Annotated in this window: 19 protein-coding genes; 8 read left to right on the forward strand and 11 right to left on the reverse strand. The window is 47.3% G+C overall.

What is annotated here, in order from left to right:
- Positions 1–13: 13 nt before the first annotated feature.
- From hemL to hemA, 7 genes are read right to left on the reverse strand one after another with little or no spacing between them, the layout of a single operon-like run.
- Complete coding sequence (gene hemL, locus OI18_RS02755; protein WP_039136922.1) at positions 14–1,303, reverse strand: glutamate-1-semialdehyde 2,1-aminomutase; 1,290 nt, start codon at positions 1,301–1,303, stop codon at positions 14–16.
- Positions 1,304–1,349: 46 nt separating this feature from the next.
- Positions 1,350–2,324 (reverse strand): porphobilinogen synthase, encoded by a 975-nt coding sequence (hemB, locus tag OI18_RS02760; RefSeq protein WP_039136923.1) that lies wholly within the window; start codon positions 2,322–2,324, stop codon positions 1,350–1,352.
- A gap of 19 nt (positions 2,325–2,343) precedes the next feature.
- Entirely contained in the window at positions 2,344–3,276 is a 933-nt protein-coding gene (gene hemF, locus OI18_RS02765; RefSeq protein WP_039136925.1) for an oxygen-dependent coproporphyrinogen oxidase, read from the reverse strand.
- Positions 3,273–4,328 (reverse strand): uroporphyrinogen decarboxylase, encoded by a 1,056-nt coding sequence (gene hemE, locus OI18_RS02770; protein WP_039136927.1) that lies wholly within the window; start codon positions 4,326–4,328, stop codon positions 3,273–3,275. Before hemE ends, hemF begins: the two co-directional genes overlap by 4 nt.
- A gap of 18 nt (positions 4,329–4,346) precedes the next feature.
- On the reverse strand, positions 4,347–5,054 hold the full coding sequence (locus OI18_RS02775; RefSeq protein ID WP_039136929.1) for a uroporphyrinogen-III synthase: 708 nt from the start codon (positions 5,052–5,054) through the stop codon (positions 4,347–4,349).
- Complete coding sequence (hemC, locus tag OI18_RS02780) at positions 5,047–5,961, reverse strand: hydroxymethylbilane synthase (protein ID WP_240312705.1); 915 nt, start codon at positions 5,959–5,961, stop codon at positions 5,047–5,049. Before hemC ends, OI18_RS02775 begins: the two co-directional genes overlap by 8 nt.
- Before the next feature lie 13 nt (positions 5,962–5,974).
- Positions 5,975–7,219, reverse strand: a complete 1,245-nt coding sequence (hemA, locus tag OI18_RS02785) for a glutamyl-tRNA reductase (protein WP_052272820.1) — start codon at positions 7,217–7,219, stop codon at positions 5,975–5,977.
- A gap of 201 nt (positions 7,220–7,420) precedes the next feature.
- On the opposite strand from hemA, the gene hemH reads away from it, so the two are divergent.
- The 4 genes from hemH to OI18_RS24490 all read left to right on the forward strand — a co-directional run bounded on the left by hemH (position 7,421) and on the right by OI18_RS24490 (position 13,914).
- A complete protein-coding gene (hemH, locus tag OI18_RS02790) occupies positions 7,421–8,437 on the forward strand; it encodes a ferrochelatase (RefSeq protein ID WP_039136934.1) in 1,017 nt (338 codons plus the stop codon).
- A 22-nt stretch (positions 8,438–8,459) separates the two neighbouring features.
- Complete coding sequence (locus OI18_RS02795) at positions 8,460–9,017, forward strand: CopD family protein (protein WP_039136936.1); 558 nt, start codon at positions 8,460–8,462, stop codon at positions 9,015–9,017.
- A 524-nt stretch (positions 9,018–9,541) separates the two neighbouring features.
- A complete protein-coding gene (ileS, locus tag OI18_RS02800) occupies positions 9,542–12,907 on the forward strand; it encodes an isoleucine--tRNA ligase (RefSeq protein ID WP_039136938.1) in 3,366 nt (1,121 codons plus the stop codon).
- 38 nt (positions 12,908–12,945) lie between these two features.
- On the forward strand, positions 12,946–13,914 hold the full coding sequence (locus OI18_RS24490; protein WP_152616707.1) for a TraR/DksA family transcriptional regulator: 969 nt from the start codon (positions 12,946–12,948) through the stop codon (positions 13,912–13,914).
- A gap of 38 nt (positions 13,915–13,952) precedes the next feature.
- On the opposite strand, the gene OI18_RS02815 is transcribed toward OI18_RS24490, so the two are convergent.
- The 3 genes from OI18_RS02815 to OI18_RS02825 form a co-directional block, all read right to left on the reverse strand.
- Positions 13,953–14,468: a GNAT family N-acetyltransferase gene (locus tag OI18_RS02815; protein ID WP_039136939.1), complete on the reverse strand. Its 516-nt coding sequence runs from the start codon at positions 14,466–14,468 to the stop codon at positions 13,953–13,955.
- Between the two features lie 79 nt (positions 14,469–14,547).
- Entirely contained in the window at positions 14,548–16,659 is a 2,112-nt protein-coding gene (locus OI18_RS02820) for a S9 family peptidase (protein ID WP_039136942.1), read from the reverse strand.
- A gap of 23 nt (positions 16,660–16,682) precedes the next feature.
- Positions 16,683–18,497, reverse strand: coding sequence for an ABC transporter ATP-binding protein (locus OI18_RS02825; RefSeq protein ID WP_039136944.1), 1,815 nt, complete (start codon positions 18,495–18,497; stop codon positions 16,683–16,685).
- A gap of 93 nt (positions 18,498–18,590) precedes the next feature.
- On the opposite strand from OI18_RS02825, the gene rbfA reads away from it, so the two are divergent.
- Both rbfA and OI18_RS02835 read left to right on the forward strand, forming a co-directional pair.
- Positions 18,591–18,974: a 30S ribosome-binding factor RbfA gene (gene rbfA, locus OI18_RS02830; protein WP_039136946.1), complete on the forward strand. Its 384-nt coding sequence runs from the start codon at positions 18,591–18,593 to the stop codon at positions 18,972–18,974.
- Positions 18,971–20,194, forward strand: a complete 1,224-nt coding sequence (locus tag OI18_RS02835) for an FtsX-like permease family protein (protein ID WP_039136948.1) — start codon at positions 18,971–18,973, stop codon at positions 20,192–20,194. Before rbfA ends, OI18_RS02835 begins: the two co-directional genes overlap by 4 nt.
- A gap of 11 nt (positions 20,195–20,205) precedes the next feature.
- Here OI18_RS02835 and OI18_RS02840 read toward each other — a convergent pair whose 3' ends face one another.
- Complete coding sequence (locus OI18_RS02840; RefSeq protein ID WP_039136950.1) at positions 20,206–21,042, reverse strand: transketolase; 837 nt, start codon at positions 21,040–21,042, stop codon at positions 20,206–20,208.
- 187 nt (positions 21,043–21,229) lie between these two features.
- On the opposite strand from OI18_RS02840, the gene OI18_RS02845 reads away from it, so the two are divergent.
- Both OI18_RS02845 and frr read left to right on the forward strand, forming a co-directional pair.
- Positions 21,230–22,381, forward strand: coding sequence for a glycosyltransferase family 4 protein (locus OI18_RS02845; protein ID WP_039136952.1), 1,152 nt, complete (start codon positions 21,230–21,232; stop codon positions 22,379–22,381).
- Positions 22,382–22,420: 39 nt separating this feature from the next.
- Positions 22,421–22,984 carry a ribosome recycling factor gene (gene frr, locus OI18_RS02850; RefSeq protein WP_039136954.1) on the forward strand — a complete coding sequence of 188 codons (564 nt, stop codon included), beginning with the start codon at positions 22,421–22,423 and terminating at the stop codon, positions 22,982–22,984.
- Positions 22,985–23,042 lie beyond the last annotated feature (58 nt).

Consider the following 23,042-nt stretch of genomic DNA (forward strand, 5'->3'; position numbering starts at 1 on the left):
TTTTCTGAAATTACTAAATTATTTCCTGCAGACTTTCCCTGGTGGCCTGAATTGTTTTGTCAAGGTCCTCTTTTGTCAGCGCATTATTCAGGAACCAGCTTTCAAATGCAGATGGAGGCAGATAGACACCCCTGTTGAGCATGGCGTGAAAATATTTTTTAAAGCGGTCGTTGTTCGCCTCAGATGCAGTTGAAAAATCCCTCACCGGCACATCACTGAAATGCACACTGATCATCGATCCCAACTGGTTGATCACAAATGGCTGTCCCCAGTCCTGCAACACTTCTGTAAGTCCGGTTTTCAGGTAAGTGGTTTTTTGATCAAGCTCCGCATAATGCGATGGATTGTTATTGAGTTCGGACAGCAATGTATACCCCGCGATCATGGCAATCGGGTTACCGCTAAGTGTACCTGCCTGGTACACATTTCCCAGGGGAGCCACAACTTCCATAAACTTTCTTTTTCCCCCGAAAGCTCCAACCGGCATACCGGCACCGATTACCTTACCGTAAGTAATGAGATCAGCGTCTATTCCCAGTTTCTCCTGCGCACCGCCCTTTGATAACCTGAAGCCCGTCATCACCTCATCAAAGATGAGCACAATGCCTTCCTCATCACATATATTCCTTAACCCTTCAAGGAATCCCTTCTCTGGCAGGATACAGCCCATGTTCCCGGCTACCGGCTCCACAATAATTGCGGCGATCTCACCCATATGACCTGCGCAGATCTTTTTTACTGCTTCGATATCATTGTAGGCACAGGTAAGCGTATCCGTACTGACACCTGCTGTTACCCCTGGTACTGCCTGGATGTTGAATGTAGCAACGCCGCTCCCTGCCTTAACGAGAAATGCATCTGCATGTCCATGGTAACAACCTTCAAACTTTATAATCTTGTTTTTTCCCGTATATCCCCTGGCAACCCTGATAGCGCTCATACACGCTTCTGTTCCGCTGCTGACCATCCGGATCAGGTCTATATTCGGCGCCATGCTCCTGATCAGTTCGGCCATCCTGATTTCCAGTTCAGTTGGTGCGCCATACGATGTGGAATAGGTAGCATATTCCTGGATCGCTTTTACCACGGGTTCATATGCATGACCCAGGATCATGGGACCCCAGGAAGCGATATAATCTATATACGAATTCCCGTCTACGTCATGCAGGTATGCACCCTTTGCATGATTAATAAACAACGGTGTTCCGCCGACGCTTTTAAATGCCCGCACCGGAGAATTGACACCGCCTGGAATTGATTCCTGCGCACGGGCAAAAAGAGTTTGACTGGTAGTAGTATTCATGGAATTTCAATAAATAGATAAGTGAATAAGTCAATAAATCTGCCTGTCACCCCAATATCCTCACTGCGTCTTTGGCAAAATATGTGGCGATCAGGTCGGCGCCTGCACGTTTGATTGATGTCAACGTTTCCATGATCGCTTTTTCTTCATTGATCCAGCCCATCTTTGCTGCGGCTTTGATCATGGCATATTCACCACTGATATTATAGGCACTGACGGGAACAGACACACTGTTTTTTACTTCGCGGATAATGTCGAGGTATGAAAGCGCAGGCTTCACCATCACAATATCTGCACCTTCTTCTACATCCATAAGCGTTTCCCTGATCGCTTCAACGCGATTGGAATAATCCATCTGGTATGTTTTCTTGTCGCCAAACCCCGGGGCACTGTCAAGCGCATCGCGGAATGGTCCATAGAAGCATGACGCGTATTTCGCGCTGTAGCTCATGATGCCGGTATTGCTGAACCCGCTTCCTTCAAGCCCTTTGCGGATTGCACCGATGCGTCCATCCATCATATCACTTGGCGCTACGAAGTCTGCTCCCGACTGCGCATGACTGACACTCATCTTTACAAGCGCCTCTACTGTAATGTCATTAACGATCTGCCCGTTTTCAACGATGCCGTCATGGCCATAAGAAGAATACGGATCCAAGGCGACATCGGTCATTACAAGCATTTCAGGAACTGCATCTTTGATTGCCTTAATTGACCGCTGCATCAGACCGTCTGAATTCCACGCTTCCTTACCCGTATTATCTTTCAGTTCATCGGAACATTTTATAAAGAGAAGTACACTCTTCAGTCCCATTGACCATAACTCCTTCACTTCTTTAACCGTATTGTCAAGACTATTCCTGTAATAGCCGGGCATGGAAGGGATTTCTGTTTTGATACCCGCTCCTTCGTCAATAAAGAGCGGTACAATAAAATCGTCAGGCGACAACCTTGTCTCCGCTATCATTGAACGGATCGCCGGAGATTTCCTTAATATTCTGTTTCTTCTTTGCAGGTACATAATATTTCTTTTCTGTTGATCATTTTGTTACCTTATTCGCTTGCTCCGCCAACCAATTTTTCGGTTCTAAACAAGCCATCAACAATTTTTCTTCTTCACTACCTTGTTCAGGTTTGTGGTCATATTCAAATCGCACAGTAGGAGGCAGGCTCATCAGGATACTTTCAGTGCGGCCGTTTGTTTTCAGCCCGAACAAAGTACCACGGTCATGCACGAGATTGAACTCAGTATATCGGCCCCGCCTGATCTCCTGCCAGTATTTGTGTTTCGCAGTGAAGGGTATATCCTTTCTTTTTTCAACAATCGGCAGGTAAGCAGGGATGAAACTATCGCCGCATCGCTGTCCGAAGCGCATCCAGAAATCAGCATTCCTGTTTTCGTCCGGACGCTGGTAGTCATAAAATATTCCGCCAATCCCGCGTCTTTCATTATTGCGATGTGTATTCACAAAGTAGTCATCGCATGTCTTTTTGAAGCGTGCATAAAACCCGGAGTCAAACTTATCGCAAGCGTCTTTATAGCATTGATGAAAATGTCGTGCATCTTCTTCGAAAAGATAATAGGGTGTCAGGTCTGTGCCTCCGCCAAACCAGCGGTCAATTACCATTCCTTTCTCATCATATAATTCAAACATCCGGTAGTTGCAATGTACTGTAGGCACAAACGGATTGAATGGATGTAAAACAAGGCTTAGTCCGCAGGCAAACCATCCGTCTCCGTTTATTTTGAGATAGGTACGCATGCTATCTGTCACTTTGCCTTCTACCACGGAAGTATTAACGCCGCCTTTTTCAAATACCTTACCGTTGGCTATCACGCGTGTTTTTCCGCCACCACCTTCCGGGCGGTTCCATTTGTCTTCCCGGAACCGGGCTTCTCCGTCACAGGTTTCGATGGACTGGCAGATGCGGTCCTGAAGTTCGTGAATGTATTCGATCCAGGATTGTTTCATCCGGCTACTTTTTCTTTTTCAAACCTGGCCTTGTCAAATGACTTGACCGTATCAACAAAGGCTCTTGCATGATCTACCGGCACATTCGGCAGGATACCGTGGCCCAGGTTCGCAATATGACGGTGGCCTCCGAATTGTGTGAGCATTGTCTCAACTTCCTGCTTTATAACCGGGATAGGCGACAACAGTTTCGCCGGATCAAAATTTCCCTGTAAGGTCACATTTCTTCCTGCGAATGTTCTTGCGCGTTGTGGCTGAATGCACCAGTCGATACCTAGTCCATGTGCACCGGTCGCCGCCATTTCTTCGAGCGCGAACCATGCACCTTTTGCGAATATGATAGTAGGCACTTCATCTTTGAGAGCTGCAACGATCTGCCTGATGTATTTCAGAGAAAAGGTTTCAAAATCATGCGGGCTCAATAATCCACCCCAGCTGTCGAATACCTGGATGATATCTGCACCCGCCTTCACCTGGCCTTTCAGGTAAGCAATTGTCGTATCTGTGATCATCTGGAGCAGGCGGTGCGCCAACTCAGGTTTGGCATAACAGAATGCTTTTGCTTCGTCAAATGTCTTGGATCCCTTGCCCTGCACCATGTAACAGAGTAATGTCCACGGCGCACCTGCAAAACCGATGAGCGGAACCCGTCCGTTCAGTTCTTTTTTGATCAGGCGAATGGCATCAAAAACATAGTGAAGCCTTTCATTTACATCCGGCACCATTATGCGCTGCATATCCTTCTCCTGTTGTATGGGTTGCGGAAGGATGGGGCCTTTGCTTTCGACAAGCTGCACTTCAAGGCCCATTGCCTGCGGAACCACAAGTATGTCGGAAAAAAGAATAGCGGCATCGACGCCGACAATATCAACCGGCTGAAGGGTAATTTCGCATGCGAGCTCGGGTGTCTGGCATCTTTCGAAGAAACCATATTTCTCACGCAATACCATATACTCAGGAAGATAGCGGCCAGCCTGCCTCATCATCCATACCGGTACTCTTTCTGTTTCCTCTCCATTAAGTGCACGTAAAATCAGGTCATTCTGAATCATATCCGTAAAAATTGCTTTTTATTTATCAGTATTCAGCATTTCCACTGCCTTCCAGGCCAGTTGGTCTTTTCCGGGTTCATCAGCTATGACGATCCTGTTCCTGCTGAATTGTTGTATTGTAACTGCGGTTGTTTTTCCAATTGCGAAAGCGAGGGTATGTTCACCAAGCCGGTTATACCGGAAAAAACTATTTACGGCGCTTGGACTGTAAAAGAGCACCGCAGCAAATTCTTCACTTAAGCGATGAGGCGTCTCGATAGTTTCATACACAATAATTTCGGTCACCTCTATGCCTGCATCCTGCAATAACTCCGGTAATTCGTTCCGGCGCTGATCGCCGCAAAAAAAGATTACTTCCTCTGCTGTTCCTTCTTCGATGATCGTTTCTGCGAGACTCACCGCATCATTGGCTGTTGCAGTTATAAATTCCTCACCGAAATATCTTTCGACAAGCTTGCGGGTGGAGTTTCCAATGCAGAAAATATTCCATTCAGGGCGTAGTCCCTGCAGCACTTCCGCAACTGCTTCCACGGCATTCATGCTCGTAAAGACTACTGTGGTAATCTGTGTGGATGCGTGTTCTATCTCCTCGATGACCTCCGTAGTCCGGATAGAAGCGGTATCTATGAATGAAAGTACCGTAATATCCACACCACGGCTTGTTGCAGCTTCGATAATTTCGTCGCTGAGCGGCCGGGTGCTCAATATCCTGATACCGTTATCCACTCTTCCTGATTTGTTCAATTATTTTGTGTGCACCTGCTTCAAGTATTCTTTTACCAGCTTTTATGCCGATATCGCCGGCATCGTTCCCGAGCTTTTCATCCAGCTCTATGGAAAAGTGATCCCTGCCATCGTAAGAGAATATATTTCCCCTGAAACGTATCGTGTCGTCTGAGATCTCAGCCAGGGCGCTGATGGGAGTGGAGCAACCGCCCATCAGTACACGCAAAAAATCCCTTTCCGCTTTAGTACATATTGCTGTTTCCGCGTGGTTGAGTAAGCTGCATGCTTCAAGTGAAGCAGCGTCATCTTCCCTGCATACGACCAGGATCGCGCCCTGTGCAGGTGCAGGTAACATCCAGTTGAGCGAAACTGCATTGGCCGGACGAAGTTCGGTCCTTTCAAGACCGGCAGCGGCGAAAATGGCACCGTCCCAGTCAGATTCGGCTAGTTTACGGAGACGTGTATTTACATTCCCCCGCAGATTGGTGATATTGTGTTGCGGGTACCGGTGGAGCCACTGCGCCCGCCTGCGGATGCTGCTTGTTGCTACCAGCGCCTGCGATGCGGTATCCTCAAGAAATGCTGTTCCGTTCTTAGGAACCAGCAGGTCGATATAGTTTCCCCTTTCCAACACTGCGGCAGCAACAATTCCTTTTGCTGGTTGCGTGGGTACATCTTTCATGGAATGTACTGCGATGTCGATCCTGCCTGCAAGCAGTGCTGAGTCAAGTGTCCGTGTAAAGACACCCTGCACACCCATTTCGTATAGTGGAGTTATGAGGTCAAGGTCTCCCTCACTTTTGATGAGTACCAACTCGCTTTCAAAGCCTTTGTTTTTCAGGAGTTCCTGTACCCGTATAGCCTGCCACATGGCCAGCTGACTGTCCCTTGTACCAATTCTGATCATCTTGTTTGTCATCTTAATTTGCAGCGAATGCAATGAAATCGTTGATCGCTTCCAGGTAATGGCATCCACGTTCGTTCCTGGTGCGCATTTTTGCAGCCATTGTATTCAACACTTTCTGGATCCTTACCGCCGTTTCATCCGCTGATGTGAAGGTAGTACAGGTCGTATATCCATATGAAGATTGTTGCCCCCGGGTGTGGATCTCTTCGAGTTTGAGTTTTACCACCCCAAGAACTGACAACTGCTTGCGCATCCGGCACCATTCGAGGAATTCTGCCGACTGTTCTTCAATGAGGGCAAGTGCTTTAGGCACTTCTTCGAGTCTTTTCTGTAATGTTTCATCCTTGATGCGGGAAAGCTCGTCAACATTCAGGAGTTTTTTGCCCTGGAGGTTACCCACTTCCGGATGAACGTTATTGGGAATGGAAAGATCAACAATCCACTGCCGGCTGGAATTGCCGAGGTGTGCAGCAGTTATAAGGTAGTCGCTGGCATTGGCTGCAACGATGATAATATCGGAGCTTGTAATGGCGGAATTGAGGTGATCGGATGAGAGGGCGGAGATGCCAAGTTCATTCGCCAGCTCTACGGCTTTTTCGTGTGTGCGGTTGATCAGCGTGATCTGTCGGCAGCCCAGGTAATCAATCAGGTTGCGGCAGGTATTTGCACCTATCTTCCCGGTACCAATCAGCAACACTTTTTTGGAAGCTACATCCGGCACCTGCTCTTTCAGGTACTGGATTGCCGAAAAAGAAACGGAAACCGTACCACTGCTCAGCGCGGTATTATTTTTAATAAGCTTGGAAGTCTGAAGTACCTGGTTGAAAAGCCTTTCAATAAATGGACCTATGCCGTTTCTTTCCTTTGAGAACTTCACGGCAAGTTTTATCTGGCCCACAATCTCATAATCGCCGAGTATCTGGGAATCCAGTCCCGCTGCTACTTCAAAAAGATGCTGCATGGCTTCCTTACCACGGTGTAAATAAGCGATCGGGCGGAAAAGTTCTGCTGGTTCACCGGTTGCTTCACAGATCAGGCTTACCAGTTGCTCAATATCACGGGCAACACCATAAATTTCGGTGCGGTTACATGTGGAGAGAACGAATAATTCTGCAACACCCGATTTTTTCGCCTCTTCAATGATGCGGATATATTGATCGTGGCTGATGGCGAATCGGCTTCTAACAGCCGCATCAGATTTTTTATAACTGATGCCGGCGACGAAGAAATGCTGAAGGTCTTTTGGATAGTCTCCCATATTCATAGCTCAATTCCGCCACAAATTTAAACTCTAACGGTGGAAAAGACCCTATACGAACTGTCAGTGAACTGTCATATTACCTGTATACCGTCTTCAACGGTCAGTGAATTGTCATTTCGCAGGTATGAATTGCTTATTTAATTTCGTCCGCGTCAGGAGAAGTAGTTTTGCATCTTAAATCTTAATTTTTCGGTTAATATGAAGCGTGGAATCCTGCTCATGAACCTCGGCTCACCCGACTCGACATCTGTAAAGGACGTAAGAAGGTATTTGAATGAATTCCTTATGGATGAACGGGTGATCGATATGTCATACTTGTCGAGGCTGTTGCTGGTTAAAGGCATTATCGTCCCTTTCCGGGCGCCAAAATCGGCAAAAGCCTATTCGTCGATCTGGACACCGGAAGGTTCACCACTGATCGTGCTGACCCGCGAACTCCAGGCTGCCCTGCAGTCACGTATAGCCGAGCCCGTTGCCATCGCCATGCGGTATGGAAATCCTTCACCTCGCCAGGGTTTCGACGAATTGCTGCAAAAGGCCCCCGGCCTCGAAGAAGTGATAGTTGTTCCCCTATACCCGCAGTACGCCATGAGCAGCTATGAAACTGCTGTTGAATATGCGAAGGAATGCCATAAGAAAGGTGGATACAAGTTCCGTCTCGAGATCATTCCGCCCTTTTATGATGAGCCGGGGTACCTGAACGCCCTGGCAGAAAGTATTACACCTTATTTAAAGGAAGAATACGACCATATCCTCTTTAGTTACCATGGAATACCTGAAAGACATATTCATAAAGATGATGTTACGGGGAATCACTGCCTGAAATCAGCGGACTGCTGTTCAGTTGACTCACCTGCACACCAGCATTGTTACCGGCATCAATGCCTGGTAACGACGGCACGGGTAACGGCTGCCCTGGATATTCCGAAATCAAAATACAGTCATTCCTTCCAGTCCAGGCTTGGCCGGGATGAATGGTTGAAGCCTTATACAGCGCAAAGACTGCAGGAAATGCCAGGTGAAGGAATCAAGAACCTGCTGGTAGCGTGCCCTGCTTTTGTGAGCGATTGTCTTGAAACATTGGAAGAAATAGCCGAAGAAGGAAAGGAGATTTTCCTGCATGCAGGAGGGGAAAAATTTACCATGATCCCCTGCCTGAACAGTCACCCGGCCTGGGTAAGCACCCTGGAAAAATGGTCTCATAACGGCATATAACAGTTGATAAAACCGACTCAGCTTGTACCTATATATTAAAGCACTGCATATCATTTTTGTAGTTACCTGGTTTGCCGGCCTGTTTTACATGCCCCGGCTGTTCATTTATAACACCGAAGCACGGGAAAAGCCTCAATTAGAAAAACAGGTACTCCAGTCACAATTCTCTATTATGATGAAGCGGCTCTGGTTCGGAATCACCTGGCCTTCTGCAGTTCTCACTTTAATTTTTGGACTGTCGGTACTTTTTACCGGTAACTGGGAGGCAGTCCTTCTTGCCCCGGAAGGCAGGTGGCTGCTGATCAAACTCATCTTCGTAGCAGGTTTGTACGTCTATCACCTGTTCCTGCACCGGATCTTCCGCCAGGAAATGAACGGCGACTTTCGTTATTCATCCAATCAACTTCGGCTATGGAATGAAGTGGCAACCGTCTTTTTATTCGCGATTGTTATGCTTGTGGTGGTAAAACAGGGAATGGGGCTGGTTTATGGCCTTGTAGGACTCGCGCTTCTTATAGTATTACTGATGACAGCGATTAGGGTTTACCGTTGGACCCGGGAAAATAAAGGGAGCAAATAAAGCGCTTTGCGTATCAACCGGCAGGTCCTAAAAAAGAGGAAGGGGGCAAGACTACCCCCTATTTTAACCCCTAAACCCTAAACCGTAGAAATTTTTACCTGATGACTTCAGGAATATTTTGAATACTGACCAAATCAGTATGTTCTTCGTTGCTTTGTTCAAATTCATAGTTTCAGAAACTGTGCCAAACGTTAATAGTGTGGAAAAAAGTGAAACAGCAAGGGTCAATTTTAACGTATTGAAATTATGTTAACTGCTTCGGGGTGTTTCCATTTATTATATCTGCTGAAAAACTCAAAAATGATTCCTTGGTCAGGACTTGTCGGGCTCAGGGGGCCTGGTAGGAAAAGAGCCGCCAATATTTGTGGAGATTGTTCCCGATTTTGATGGGATATGGGACAATTCACGAATAACCATTCAGGAGGGAATCGCCATTACACCGGAGCAACAGCCGTAGAATTTCAGTAACTTCGCGTCTATTTCGAATATTGAATTTATAAGTAGTTAAGAATCAGCGAGTTTATATGGCAGCCAGCTATCGTGAATACCAGCAATTGAATCTACCCTCCATCGAAGCCGAAATTCTGACAAAATGGGCTGAGTATCAGGCATTTGAAAAAAGCGTATCCCTTCGCGAAGGAGCAACCCCCTTTGTTTTTTATGAAGGTCCGCCAAGTGCTAATGGAATGCCCGGAATCCATCACGTGATTTCCCGGACATTAAAAGACCTGGTTTGCCGCTATAAGACCATGAAGGGTTACCAGGTGAAGCGAAAAGGCGGCTGGGATACACATGGACTTCCAATCGAACTGGGCGTTGAAAAAGAACTGGGCATCACAAAAGAAGATATCGGTAAGACCATCAGCGTTGAGGAATATAACCAGAAATGCCGCCAGGCAGTCCTGAGGTTCAAGGACAAATGGGATGACCTGACCAATAAAATGGGTTATTGGGTCGACCTGAACGATCCCTACATCACTTTTGAGAATAATTATATTGAAACACTATGGTGGTGCCTGAAGCGGTTATACGAAAAAGGATTATTGTATAAGAGCGTCAGCATTCAGCCATATTCACCGGCAGCAGGCACCGGCCTGAGCTCACATGAACTTAACCAGCCTGGAACCTACAAAGATGTCAAGGATACCAGTGTAGTAGCCATGTTCAAGGCAGTCCGCGATGACAAAAGCCGCTTCCTGTTTGACGCCGCCGGCGACGAAGAGGTCTTCTTCATGGCCTGGACAACAACTCCGTGGACCCTGCCTTCCAATCTGGGACTGACAGCCGGACCAAAAATTGACTATGTCCTGGTCCGCACATTCAATCCATACACACATCTGCCTGTTTCTGTCGTGCTTGCGAAGGCGCTCGTAGCAAAATACTTCAAAGCCGAGGGAGAAAATGCGGACTTTGCTGATTACTCTGCTGAGTCGAAGCTGCTCCCCTGGAAGACTCTTTCTGAGTTTAAGGGAAGTGACCTCGAAGGGTGTCGATATGAACAGCTGCTGCCATTCGATGCTAATACTGCACAGCGTGCCGGCGGAGATCCGTTCCGGGTGCTTAACGATACATTTGTCACAACAGAAGATGGTACAGGTATCGTTCACACTGCACCAGCTTTCGGTGCTGATGACTATAAGGTCGGCCGGAAATATAACATCGGGATTCTCACCCTCGTGGACCGGGAAGGGAAGTTTGTGGACGGACTGGGTGAGTTCAGCAAACGTTTTGTAAAGAATTACAAGGATGATCCCGCGTATGTGGACGTCAATGTGGATATCAGTGTGAAGCTGAAAAAAGAGAACCGGGCATTCAAGGTGGAAAAGTATGAACACAGCTATCCCCATTGCTGGAGGACAGACAAGCCCGTTTTATACTACCCGCTTGATGCATGGTTCATCAAGACCACTGCGATCAAAGACCGGATGGTACAGCTGAATAAGACCATCAACTGGAAACCTAAAGCAACTGGCGAGGGCCGTTTCGGCAACTGGCTTGAAAATATGGTGGATTGGAACCTGAGCCGGAGCCGTTTCTGGGGTACCCCGCTTCCCATCTGGCGTACTGAAGATGGCTCAGAAGAAAAATGCATCGGGTCGATCAATGAATTGAATACGGAAATCCGCAAGGCCAATGAAGTGCTCGGCGGAGATATCAATAAGCATTACCTGCATGATGGCATACTTGACCTTCACAAACCTTATGTGGATGAAGTAATTCTCGTAAGCGCATCCGGAAAGCCAATGCGCCGTGAGCCTGACCTGATTGATGTGTGGTTTGACAGTGGCGCCATGCCATATGCACAATGGGGACTTAACCAGGAAAAACTCGCAGCAGGGGATGAGCGTCCTTTCAACGCGCCGTTCGACCAGAACTTCCCCGCAGATTTCATCGCGGAAGGAGTAGACCAGACCCGTGGATGGTTCTATACCCTTCACGCACTGGGTGCACTGTTGTATGATAGTGTTGCGTATAAAACTGTGGTTTCGAACGGGCTGGTACTTGACAGGAATGGAAATAAGATGAGTAAGCGCCTGGGGAACGTTGTGGATCCTTTCAAAACCATCGAAACATTTGGTGCTGACGCAACCCGTTGGTACCTGATCACAAACGCCTCGCCCTGGGATAGCCTGAAATTTGACCTCGAAGGGATCAGGGAAGTGCAACGAAAGTTCTTTGGTACGCTTTATAATACCTACCAGTTTTTCGCACTGTACGCCAATGTCGACAAGTTCTCCTTTTCTGAGAAATATATCCCACTCGATCAACGTCCGGAAATAGACAGGTGGATCCTTTCTTCGTTAAACACCCTGGTGAAAGAGGCGACTGCAGCTTTTGACGATTATGAGCCGACCATTGCCGGCCGACTTGTTGAAGATTTTGTGGATGAACATCTCAGCAACTGGTATGTTCGACTTTGCCGGCGCAGGTTCTGGAAAGGCGAATACGAACATGATAAAATTTGTGCTTACCAGACCTTGTATGAGTGCCTCGAAACCATTTCAAGGCTTATTGCCCCTGTGTCGCCATTCTTTGCTGACTGGCTGTTCGGTAACCTTAATTCCGTTTCCAATCGATTCACAGAGGGTTCAGTGCATCATGTTTTATACCCGGAGGTAAATACTTCTGTAATTGATCCGGCCCTTGAGGAAAGGATGCAACTGGCCCAGGATGCTTCATCGCTCGTTTTGTCGCTCCGGAAGAAGGTGAATATTAAAGTCCGCCAGCCATTGCAACGCGTACTGGTTCCGGTACTCAACAGCTCCATGCAGACACAGTTGCAGAAAGTGGAAGACCTGATCAAAAGCGAAGTGAATGTGAAAGAAGTGCAGTATCTGACTGATGCAGACGGATTTATAAAGAAGAAAATAAAACCAAATTTCCAGGCACTTGGTAAGAGGCTGGGAAATAAAATGAAAGCGGTGACTTCAGCGATCAATGCATTCACCCAGGCAGAAATCGCAACACTTGAAAAAGAAGGTTCATATTCTTTGGAAATTGATAGCGAACCCTTAATATTACAAATCCATGAGGTTGAAATAACCAGTGAAGATGTTCCGGGATGGATGGTCAGCTCAAAAGGCCCGTTAACCGTGGCGCTGGACGTAACTGTAACTCCGGAACTGGAACAAGAAGGAAATGCGAGAGAATTGGTCAACAGGATCCAGAAGATTAGGAAGGACAATGGCTATGATCTGACAGACAGGATTCTGGTAAAACTTTCAAAGGCAGGAACACTTGCAGACTCCATAAAGCAATTTGGCCACTATATAAAAGCCGAAGTACTGGCCGATAAGCTGGAGCTGGTTGAAGAACTTGAAGAAGGAACGGCCATAGAAGTAAATGAACAAGCTATAAAAGTTTGGGTTGACAAAGCAACCCGATCCTGATAAACAGACAATTCATCACCGGATAAAAGGAACAATGTATGGCAACAAAGAAAAAGGCCGCTAAACCCGCCGCCAAAAAAGTTGCTCCGGCCAAAAAGCCTGCCCCAGCTAAAAAAGCCGCTGCGAAGCCCGTAGCGAAAAAAGCTGTGCCGGTTAAGAAAGCTGCGACTAAACCAGCCAAACCCGTAGCCAAAGCCGCTCCTTCAAAGGCACCAGCCTCTAAAGCAGCTCCGGCCAAAGCCACTCCCGCGAAAGCTGTTGCCAAAGCTTCAAAAGCCGTAAGCCCAAAACCTGCACCGGTTGTTAAACCTGCACCTAAGAAAGAAGAACCCGTGAAAAAAGCAGCTGAAGTGAAAGCTCCGGCAGCTGTTGCCAAAGCCGCCCCAAAGGCAGCTGAAAAAAAAGCGCCGGTAAAAACAATCCGCCAGGCAATTAAACCTGCCCCAATTAAGCCCGCAGTAAAAGACGATTCAAAACAAACTACACCGATACCCATTAAAAAACCGGCCCCACCCCCGGAAAAAAGACCGACCAAGGTGGTGATGCCGGAAATCAAGACAAAGACCGTGCAACCGTATAATCCTGATTTTACGAAGAGTGTGCTCGATCAGAATACTTCAACACCAACAGGACCAACTATGCGATACAGTGATGCAGAATTACAAGAGTTCAAGGAACTGATCAATAAGAAACTTGATGCAGCAAAGAAGGAATTGGCTTACCTGCAGGGCCTGATAACCCGCAAAGATGAGATGGGTGGTGACGAGAGTGAAAGCAGGTACATGACCATGGAAGACGGAAGTGTCAGCATGGAACGTGAGCAGCTTGCACAGATGGCAAGCCGGCAGATCACCTTTATCGATCACCTCGAAAAGGCAATCATGCGCATTGAGAATAAAACATATGGTATTTGCCGCGTTACAGGCAAACTGATAGATAAGGCGCGCCTTCGTGCAGTGCCACATGCCACGCTCAGTATCGAGGCAAAAAATACCATGAATAAATAATTTTGGTGGTCAGGTAACCAGGCCGGTCGCGGCACTCGTTACCTGACCATTTTTTTCAGCACCATGAACTCAAGCGGCTGGCTGGGTCTGCCCTGCCAGGGCTCGTGTGGAAATGGCTTGCGTATACCTGTGTCCACATAGCCATGACGGTTATACCACCCTATAAGTTCAGGACGAACCGTGATAACTGTCATTATGATGTAATCCTTTCCCTGCAGTACTGCCTCTGCTTCCGAAGCCTTCAATAATTGTTTTCCGATTCCTTTTGCCTGCTCAACCGGCGATACCGTTAATGTGCCCAGGTACAGGTGGTCACCATGTGCTTCAAGGTAAACACAACCGGTAATCTGGTTGGTCGCAGTTACATGTTTGAGTACCATACTCCCTTTTTTCAGGATCATATTGGTCATATGGATCTCATCCACTCGTTTCCCGCCTACAAGCAGGTCAGCCTCACTCGTCCACCCCTTCTTTGAAAATTCACCCCGGTATGCACTGTTGATGAGTTCAACAAGAGCCGGAACATCCTCGAGTGTTGCTTTAATTATTGACATATTGGTACTGATATGTCCCCAAAATAAAAAAAGCGATACCAAAATCTGGTATCGCTTCCGGGATAATTTTTTCCAATGATCAGAAACCCTTCACTTCCTTCTTCCAGAAAGCAGCCGGAATAGGTTTCTCGAGTAACTGCAGGTAGTAGAACGCTGCGTTTTCCGAGATCAGGTGCATCCGCTTGGTTTGTTTGTTTCCACCGATACCGTGGCGTTCGTTTGGATAAACCATCATTTCAAAGTGTTTGCCAAGGTCTTCAAGCTTATTGATCAGCTGAATACTGTTTTGCATGTGTACGTTGTCGTCCGTGGTGCCATGAACGATTCGCAGCAGGCCTTTGTATTTGTCAGCATAAGTCATAACAGAAGTGTTTTTATAGCCTTCAGGATTCTCAGCAGGAGTATCCATGAATCTTTCGGTATAATGGGTGTCATACAACTGCCAGTCGGTAACAGACGCATTCGCAATGCCATGCGTAAAAACATCAGCTCCGTAGGTAAGCGCCATGCAGGTCATATAACCACCGAATGATCCCCCTGTAATGGCAATCTTCTTATCGTTTACCCAGGGCTGTGATCTCATGTATTTTGCACAGGTCATAAAGTCTTCTATTTCGTACTTGCCCAGCTGCCTGTGAATAAAATTCATTCCTTTTTTACCGAAGTGACCGCTGCTGCGGTTGTCGAAGGAAACCTGTACCAGGCCTTCCTGTGCCCACCAGATCTCGGTTGCACTCATGCGGTACTGGTCGTAAACCTGCCCGGCATTTGGTCCTCCGTAAATGCTTACCAGTACAGGATATTTCCTGTTGGGATCGAAGTTTACCGGGTAGGTAATTAGCACCGGCAGGTCAAACAGTCCATCAGCTGATTTTACCCGCAGCAGTTCTTTTTTAGGAAGGGTATAATTAGCGGCTTCAGTTCCATTTGCCGAAGCGATTTCCCTTACAATCTTTCCTTTCATATCTACGACAACAGCAGTGGGAATGGTCGCTAAGTTTGAATACGTGGTAATGAAATGTTTGTAATCAGGGGAAATGTTCATGCCGTTGAAAGAATATTCACCGAACGAATGACGAAGCATCTTTTTCCCATCCAATCCAACACTGTAAAGGTCCCACCGGGCACTGTTTTCCTTGCGTGCGCCGAAATAAACTCGTTTGGCTTTCTCATCAACTTTATAAATCTCACCTACCGTGTAGTCGCCGTTTGTCAGTTGGGCAATGCGCTTGCCTGTTGCGTCGTGAAGGTAAAGGTGTCTCCAGCCTGACTCATCACTTTTTACGATGAACTGCCTGCCATCAGCAATGAATTCAATTCTGTCAGTATCATCGAGATCGATCCAGGTCTTTTGCTTTTCTTCGTAAACAAGTGATTTTTGTCCCGAAGTGATATCTACGCCATAAACCTTCAGTTCATCCTGTCCGCGGTTCATCCACTGCACCCAGAGCTGACCACCTGGAGTCCAGAGAGGAGTGCCGAAATACTGGTCGTCCTTCTCATTGAAATCCGCCCAGGTGATATTGTTGTTGTCAAGATGTGCAATGCCAATACGGACATTCGGGTTTTTATCACCAGGTTTGGGATAGCGGTTATTTTCCAGGTACCCATGCTGGCCATCTGCAACATAGATCGGGAATACCGGTACGCCTGTTTCGTCGAACCGCATAAAAGCCAGTTGCCTGCTGTCATTGCTCCACCAGAAAGCTTTGTATCTCGTCTGGCGGCCAAGGATCTCTTCAAAGTAGATCCATGATGAATATCCATTCAGCAGTGAATCATTGCCGTCTGAAGTAAGGCGGGTCTCTTTTTTTGTTGCGACCTCCATTACATAGAGGTTATTATCGGTCTTTGTGTAAGCGAAATATTTACCGTCGGGAGATGCGGTCTGGTTCCTTGCACCTGTGATAGCTATCGCCGGAACAGCTGCGGATTTTTCACCAACAGCGCCTGTATACTCTGTGGAGTTCCCTGTTTTTATGTCAACCGAATATTGCTTTGTCGCTCCATCGGCAGACTTCCTGGTTTCAATGTAATGGGAATTGTCGACCCATTTGCTGAATGTTGGCAGGGGTTTCATCAGGTTGGTCGGAGTTCCCCTGAATGCCTGGTCAAAAGTGACGGATTTTTGTTGGGCCTGTGTGCCTGTGCAGAGGGCCAGGGCAAAGGCAAGCAATGCTGTTTTATTCATGTGTGTATCGGGTTTTGTCAAATCTATTTTACTTCCTGCATTTCTACGAGCCGTTTATAAAAACCATTCTGGCTGATCAGGCTTTCATGGTTTCCTCTTTCCACGATCTTTCCTTTTTGCAGTACGATGATTTCGTCTGCATGCCGGATCGTACTGAGGCGGTGGGCAATTACAATACTGGTGCGGTTCTGCATCATGTTATCAATTGCATCCTGTACCAACCTTTCGCTTTCTGTATCAAGCGATGACGTGGCTTCATCCAGGATCAGGATCGGGGGATTTTTGAGCAATGCCCTGGCGATGGTGAGGCGCTGGCGTTCACCACCACTGAGTTTACTACCCCGGTCACCGATATTGGTGTCATACCCTTCGTCCTTCATGGAAATAAAGTTATGGGCATTTGCCACTTTCGCCGCATGTTCGATGGCAGGTTGACCAGCTTCCGGATGTCCCAAAGAAATATTACCGGCGATACTGTCATTAAACAGGATCGGCTCCTGGGTTACGATGCTCATCTGCTCACGTACAGAGCTCAGTGTATAATTCCGGATATTGATGCCATCAATCAGCAGTTCGCCCTTCGTTACGTCATGAAAACGTGGTACCAGGTCGGCCAGGGTTGATTTACCGGAACCGGAGGATCCAACCAGCGCAATGGTTTTGCCTTTTTCGATTACCAGGTTGATATCGTCGAGGATCAGGGTGTCCTCATAAGCAAAAGACACGTTCCTGAATTCGATGCTGTGATTGAAAGAGGTAAGCTCGCGGGCATTCGGGGCCTCCTGGACTTTCACCGGGGCAGTCAGTACTGCTTCGATCCTTTCCACGGCAGCGCTTCCCCGCTGCACATTATAAAATGCATTTGAAAAGGACTTGGCCGGGTTAATGATCTGGGTGAAAAAAACGATGTAGGTGATGAATGCTGCGGGTTCCAGGATTTGTTTCTGTAATACCAGTTGTCCACCAAACCAGAGAATTGCAGTCAATACCATTACCCCAAGGAATTCTGACATCGGTGATGCAAGGTCCCGGCGGAAATTCATCGAATTCCTGATATGATTCAGGTGTTTATTTATGCCAAAAAATTTATTGCCAATGATTTTTTCCGCATTGAAAGCTTTGATCACTCTCAAACCTCCCAGGGTTTCATCCAGCACCGATAACAGCAGGCCCTGTTGCTCCTGGGCTGTGGTCGACTGGCGCTTTAATGACCTGCTCACCCTTCCGATGATGAAACCCATCGCAGGCAGCAGGATCAGAAGAAAAAGGGATAAGGCAGGGCTCAGGAAAATCAGGGATACCAGCACGATGATAATCGTCAGAGGTTCCTTGATCAGTGTTTCCAGTGCGGCTACCACGCTCCATTCAACTTCATTTACATCGTTGCTCATCCGGCTGATGATGTCGCCTTTACGCTGCTCAGTAAAATACCCGATCGGGAGTTCAAGGATTTTCGTGTAGAGGTCCGCCCTTAATTTGGTCATTACATAGTTCCGCATGGGAGCGAGCACCCTGTAGGACAGGTAGAGGAAGGCGTTCTTGAGGAATATTGTGATAATGATAGTTATACATATCATTTTCAGCGCATATACCGGACTCACGCGTATCAGCTGGCTGAGGTGGAACTTCATGTAGTTCATAAGCCCTGAAGCAGACCAGTTGAAAACCGGTTCCACATCAACAGTTTTTTCCAGTCCGAACAGTAACTGTAGAAACGGGGCCAGCATGGCCAGCGACACCAGCGAAAAGAGAATCGATAACAGGTTGAAGAGAAAATAAAGGGCGATGTTCCCCTTCTTATGTGAGAGATATTTAAGGATCCTGGAGAATTTTTTCATTCTGCTGAAATAATAAGAAACTGCAAACCTACACAATTTGGGGGCAGCCTATGAATTTCTTCGCATCTTTGCCCTAAATAACCGGGTTCCCCTATGCAAGAATCGAAACGACAGAAACAGGTAGCAGGTGAGGTACAGGAAGTACTGAACACGGTATTTCAGCATCTTGGCCTTACCATGATGGATGGAGGTATGGTATCCATCTCATCCGTTAAGATGACTCCCGACCTGCTTGAAGCACGGATATATGTAAGTTTATTCCAGGTGAAGGACAGGGCCGCAGCCATGAAGAAACTGGCTGACCGGGCATGGGAAATCAAACGGGAACTGGCAGCTTCCATCAAACACCAGGTTCGAAGGATTCCCGAACTGCAGTTCTACCTTGACGATACTCTTGACCAGGTTTATAAAATGGAAGAGCTGTTCAAACAGATCAATAAGGATAACCCAGATCAAAACAAACCTACCGAAGAGTGAATTTCCTATTTGCCTGGCGCTATTTCAAGTCGAAAAAATCCACCAATGCGATAAATATCATTGCCTGGGTAAGCGTTTCTGCCGTAATTGTGGGAACTGCCTCGCTGATTGTAGTGCTGAGTGTTTTTAACGGGTTTGAAGACCTGGTGAAATCGCTGTATGCCACCTTCTACACTGATATCAAGGTTGTACCGGCTTCAGGAAAAGTGATGAAGCTTTCCGGTAGCCAGCTTAAAGCTATTGCCGGTATCCCGGGTGTGGCTTCCTGGTCGCAGGTCATGGAAGAAAAAGCCCTGCTGAAAAACGGGGAAGCCTCAACGATCGCCTACCTGAAAGGTGTCGACAGCAATTATACTTCAGTAACTACCGTTGCCGACCAGGTATTTGCAGGCAAATTTGCCACAGGTGACGCCGATAAACCTTTTGCGGTGCTGGGAGTAGGTATTGAAAACGCACTTGGCCTTTGGAGCGACCGCACCCTGCTGCCCCTGACAGCTTATTTACCCAGGCGCGGGGCAGGTATGAATGCAGTTGATCCTATGCAGTCATTAAGCGCCGAAAACTTATATACATCGGGATCCTTTGCGATTCAGCAGGACTTCGACAATAAGTATGTCATTACCAACCTCCCTTTCATGCGCAGGATGCTGAACCTAGCACCCGATGAATTCGGTGCGCTGGAGATTTCCATCGATAAAGGTGCAGATGAAGAGGAGGTGAGACGGGTAATAGCCGGCCTGCTCGGAAACAAATTTTCGGTCCTGACCCGTTACCAGCAAAACCAGGGACTATACAGTATCATGCAAATGGAAAAATGGGTGATTTATGGCGTGCTGTCGCTGATCCTGGTGGTTGCCGCCTTTACCATGATCGGGTCACTGACCATGCTGGTGCTGGAAAAAAGGAAAGATATTCAGGTCTTAAAAGCTATGGGAGCCACCAACGGTCGCGTTCAATCGATCTTCATCAGTGAAGGTTTCCTGCTGGCCGCGATAGGGGCGATTGCCGGTACCATCCTCGCCTTCATTATTTGCTGGGCACAGGTCAAATACAAACTGGTTGCCCTGGAAGGTGGAACATTCGTGATCGATTATTATCCCGTAAAATTTCACCCGCGTGATTTCCTGCTCGTATTTGGAACGGTGATAGTAGTATCATTCCTCGCTTCCTGGTTCCCGGCAAAAAAAGGCGCTATGGAACCGGTACAGTTGCGGAGCTGATCCGGAGGAACTTAATAATCACCCAGGGTCTCGGGCAATTGGGAAAGTGCCTTTGCGAGCTGCTCATCATTGGGAGCGATCCCGTGCCATTCGTGGCTTCCTTCCATAAAGTCAACACCCTTGCCCATCGCTGTTTTCATGAGGATTGCAATGGGCTTTCCTTTTCCAACAAAAGTCCTGGCTTTTTCAAGAGTTTCCACCACTGCGTCCACGTCGTTACCGTTTTCGAGGATGATCACTTCCCAGCCGAATGACAGGAATTTCTGGTCAAGATTGCCGAGGTTCATTACTTTAAGCGTAGGACCATCGATCTGCTGGCCATTCCAGTCAATAGTAGATATCAGGTTATCTACTTTATGGTGTGCAGCAAACATGATAGCTTCCCAGTTCTGGCCTTCATCCAGCTCACCATCTCCATGCAGCGAATAAACTACGTTAGATTCACCATTCAGCTTTTTCGTAAGGGCGGCGCCGATGGCTACACTCATGCCCTGGCCGAGTGAACCGCTGGCGATCCGGATTCCAGGAAGATGCTCATGTGTTGCGGGGTGTCCCTGCAACCTGCTGTTGATCCGGCGGAATGTAGCCAGCTCCTTTATATCAAAATACCCCGAACGGGCAAGTGTTGAGTAGTAAACAGGAGAAATATGGCCGTTTGAAAGAAAAAACAGGTCCTCATCAGTACCATTCATATTGAAAGCAGGATTGTGCTTCATCACCTTGAAAAAGAGTGCTGTGAAATACTCGGTACAGCCAAGTGAGCCACCCGGGTGACCGCTCGCAACACCATGTACCATCCTTACTATATCCCGGCGAATCTGTGAGGCAATCTCCTGTAAACTAGCCATATACAATTTTTGTGGGGCAAATCTAACCCATTTAGCGCTATCTGCAATCCGGAATATTCAGACTAAAATGGCCCGTTTTTTCGTTCATGTATATCTGTGGCTCAATTTTTTCTGAGGTAATTGAACTATCTTGGCGGCGTTAAGGTCGCCTGTTTAATAGCAATAAATTAACCAACAAACAATTTTCATGTTTGATGTAATACTCGCCTTAACGCTTTCATTTGCTGTATCGTTTCTTGCGATTCCGGTAATTATCAGGGTTTCGGCGATGAAGAAGTTGTATGATATCCCGGATGAACGGAAAGTGCATCAGGCACCCATACCTGCACTTGGTGGCCTCGGCATATTTGCAGGGTTTTGTTTTGCAGCACTTTTGATAGCGAATTTCCAGGAGGGCAAAGACCTGCAATACTTTCTTGCAGCAGCGGTAGTGATTTTTTACCTGGGGCTAAAAGATGACATAATTGTTATTTCTCCGATCAAGAAATTTATCGGCCAGGTACTGGCCGCATTTATAGTCATCTATTATGGAAACCTGCAGATCCGCAGCATGGGTGGCTTCATGGGAATCCATGATCTGCCTGATACGTTCAGCCTGCTGTTTACGTATCTCACGGTCATTGTTATCATCAACTCCTTTAACCTGATTGACGGTGTTGACGGCCTTGCGGGCAGTCTTGGATTACTTTCCACCTGCGTATTCGGGATCTATTTTATCAGTGTGGGTCATACTGCTGATGCCGTGTTTGCATTCTCACTGGCCGGATCCATACTGGCGTTCCTCATTTTTAATTTTCAGCCAGCGCGCATATTCATGGGGGATACAGGTTCCCTGCTGATTGGACTGATCAATGCAGTCCTGGTCATAAAATTCATAAATGTGGCATCTAACCCCGGCATCCTGATCCCTATCAAAGCTGCACCGGCGGTCGGTTTCGGCGTGCTCGTAGTTCCCTTGCTCGACACATTAAGGGTGTTTGCCATCCGGATGTTCCGTCGCCGCTCTCCGTTCTCTCCCGACAGGAATCATATCCATCACCTCCTGCTCGACAACGGATTCTCACACCGTGCAATTGCCATTATGCTGCTCGGCCTGAATGCGGCCTGTATTGCAATGGCATTTCTATTCCACAATATCGGTTGTACCTGGCTGATGGCGATCCTGGTTGGCATATTTGCCGTCCTTATCGGCATAATGTACTATGCCCGCCAGCAACGGCCCAGGCTGTTTGTCACAAGTGTAAAACAAGTGGAAGGAGCCAGCCTTAAACAGGAGGGAGCAAAGGATCCGAAAAAAATCGTTCCACTGACAGAAGACGCGGTGTTACAGCAGAAATAAAGGCATTTCCTTAGTTTTGCCCCGATTAATTTATAAGCAATGTCAGAAGATCTATCATTCATCATGGACAGCACAGAAGAATCCATGAAAAAAGCTATTTCGCACCTTGAAGCGGAACTTGTCAAGATCCGCGCAGGAAAAGCCAATCCCCAGATGCTTGATGGCATAGTAGTAGACTATTACGGTTCCGCAACACCTTTGAACCAGGTTGCCAATATTTCGGTTGCTGACGCCCGCACACTTACGGTTCAACCGTGGGAAAAAAACATGCTTCAGCCAATTGAAAGGGCTATCATCAATTCAAACATCGGGATTAATCCTCAGAACGATGGAGTGATTATCCGGATGTTCCTGCCGCCGCTCACCGAAGAACGCCGTAAGGAACTGGTGAAACGTTGTAACGGGGAAGGTGAGCATTCTAAAGTAGCTATCCGGAACATTCGCAGGGAAGCGATCGAACAAATCAAAAAACTGCAAAAAGACGGCCTAAGCGAAGACGTAGCGAAAGATGCGGAAAAAAACGCACAGGAAATAACCGACAGGTATATTTTACTTGTAGATAAACATCTCACTTCCAAAGAGAAGGAAATCATGGCGGTATAACGCAGGGCGAATACAATCTGCACAATAAGGTAAAAGCTGTCCGGCAAATGGGCAGCTT

The organism is Flavihumibacter solisilvae (genome assembly GCF_000814475.1).
In the GTDB taxonomy this organism is placed as follows: domain Bacteria; phylum Bacteroidota; class Bacteroidia; order Chitinophagales; family Chitinophagaceae; genus Flavihumibacter; species Flavihumibacter solisilvae.